The sequence below is a fragment of the Aeromonas sp. QDB62 genome, assembly GCF_027705695.1.
Classification (GTDB): domain Bacteria; phylum Pseudomonadota; class Gammaproteobacteria; order Enterobacterales; family Aeromonadaceae; genus Aeromonas; species Aeromonas allosaccharophila.
In genome coordinates this window covers 1-2,095 of the sequence record NZ_JAPDCD010000107.1, presented here as the reverse complement: position 1 = coordinate 2,095, position 2,095 = coordinate 1, and the positions used below count along the sequence as shown (strand labels likewise).

1 protein-coding gene and 1 pseudogene are annotated in these 2,095 nt (G+C 57.1%); both read right to left on the bottom strand.

Annotated elements, in window-relative coordinates; translation table 11 throughout:
• Window positions 1-151: 151 nt before the first annotated feature.
• Complete coding sequence (gene istB / locus OKC27_RS22600) at window positions 152-922, bottom strand: IS21-like element ISAeme17 family helper ATPase IstB (RefSeq protein WP_126882615.1); 771 nt, start codon at window positions 920-922, stop codon at window positions 152-154.
• Window positions 919-1,932: pseudogene (gene istA / locus OKC27_RS22595) on the bottom strand (IS21-like element ISAeme17 family transposase). The gene istB and the pseudogene istA overlap by 4 nt, the downstream one beginning before the upstream one ends.
• Window positions 1,933-2,095: the final 163 nt, after the last annotated feature.

The following is a 2,095-nucleotide window of genomic DNA, read 5'->3' as shown; positions in this document are numbered from 1 at the left end:
CCTCGCCAATGCTACCCTCGGGGTTATCGAGTCAGGTTCACTGGCCATCCACGCCATCGGTAGTGGCCTCTCCTTGGTGTCAACGCCGACCGAAAACTGATCCACTCTGGCTAATTTCGCCGATTGAAAAGTGATCCACCCGGACATGGGGTTAATTGGTTTGGGGTGTGGCCCCCGCTTTGCGTTTCTCTTTCAAACGATAGCTTTCACCGCTGATCTGAACGATGTGTGCATGATGTAACAGTCTATCGAGCATAGCTGCCGTCAGTGTCTGATCATCGGCAAAGGTGCTGGCCCACTGGCTAAAGGGCAGATTGCTCGTCAAGATCAGGCTCCCTTTCTCATAACGTTTGGCGATCACATTGAAAAACAGGTTTGCTTCCTCACGCCCAAACGGCAAGTAGCCTATCTCATCGATCACCAGTAAACGCGGCCCCATCACGACACGGCTGAAGTAGGCATTAAGCCGCTCCTGTCGTTGAGCTGCTTGCAGCTGCAACATCAGGTCTGCTGCGCTGATAAATCTGGTCTTGATGCCAGCCATCAGAGCCCGATAGGCCAGTGCGATGGCAAGATGCGTCTTGCCCACTCCGCTTGGGCCCAGCAGCACTATGTTTTCGCTACGCTCTATAAAAGCCAGGCTGGCCAACTCCTGCAACTGGCTGCGAGGTGCGCCACTGGCAAAGCCGAAGTCGTACTGCTCCAGCGTTTTGACCACGGGTAACGTGGCCAATTTGAGCAAGGTCTGGCGGGTGCGCTCGGTCCTCAAGGTCTGCTCTGCGTGCAGCAACCACTCCAGATAATCGGCGAAGCTCGCCTCCTCGTTGGCCGCCTTCTGAGCTAGTGTTGACCACTGGGCAGCAATCCCTTCCAAGCGCAGCGCCTGACTCAGGGCCATCAGGCGTTCATGCTGCAAGTTCATACGTTCACCTCCAGCAGGTCTTGGTATACCGATAGCGGATGCTGCAAGCTCTCCAGCGGCATGGGGCGCGCAGTGGCCGTGGTGCCGTGACTAACGGGTAGCGCCTGTGGCAGGGGTAGAAAATGAGGCAGCTCTTGTTGCAATCGGATAGCCGGGACTTCACCGGTAGTGCCATGGCTACGCTGGTTGGCGATGTCTTGCAACCAGGGGCCGATATGGGCATTGGCGGTTGACACATCTAGCGCCAGTCCTGCCTGCTTGAGGGTGGCTGCCAGTGGGGTGACAAAACTGCGTTTGAGGTAGCCGTTGAAGCGCTCGACCTTGCCTTTGGTCTGGGCCCGGTAGGGACGGCAGACGCGGGGGCGAAAACCGAACTCTTCGGCCAAGGCGAGCAGGGCCGGGTGCCAACGATGGTCACCTTCACCGTAGGCATCCCGTTCGCGGATGATGGTGCTGGCATTATCAAATAGCACCTCCTGCGGGACCCCACCGAAGAAATGACAAGCCTCACGCAGTCCGGTCAACCAGGCATCATTACGTTCGTGATCGAAGAAACGGACATAGCTGGCGCGGCTAAATCCCAGGGTAGCAACAAAGGCCTTTAGAGGCCGATTGCCGCGGCGGATAATGGTGAAATCGACCTGCATCTGTTTACCGGGGGCCGTTTCAAAACGGACGATGGTGCCAGAGGCGTCATGGCGCAGAGGCGATAACCAGGCCTTGAGCTGGGAGAGCCCGCCAGTGTAACCATGCTCTCGCAGTTCCCTGAGCAGAACCGTCGCCGGGATCCAGTGTGGCTTCGCTGCCTGGATACGCGCTTGCAGATAGGGTTTAAAAGGATCGAGCTTGGTTGGTCGGGCTGCTCGGTTGGGATAGATTGGCAGGCCCGGGTTGCGCAGATACTTGCGAACCGTGTTACGGGACACCCGCAATTGCTAGGCGATAGCCCGGATACTCATGCCCTGACGGGCCAACACTCTGATTTCCACTGATAACTCCTGGGTCAACATGGGCGTGGCTCAAAAGCCACGATCTTGGCCCAGGTGGGTCAACTTTACTCCGGCGTTAGTGGGTCATTTTTACATCGGCGGTGACACCTTGGCCAACGGTCTCGAACGTAAACATGCGGTTAAACAGGTGGATCGCCTGCTCACTAACACCAAGCTCAATGTC

Bases quoted from the DNA above. Each gene is read 5' to 3' on its own strand.
- istB (WP_126882615.1), bottom strand. From the start codon at position 922: ATGAACTTGCAGCATGAACGCCTGATGGCCCTGAGTCAGGCGCTGCGC.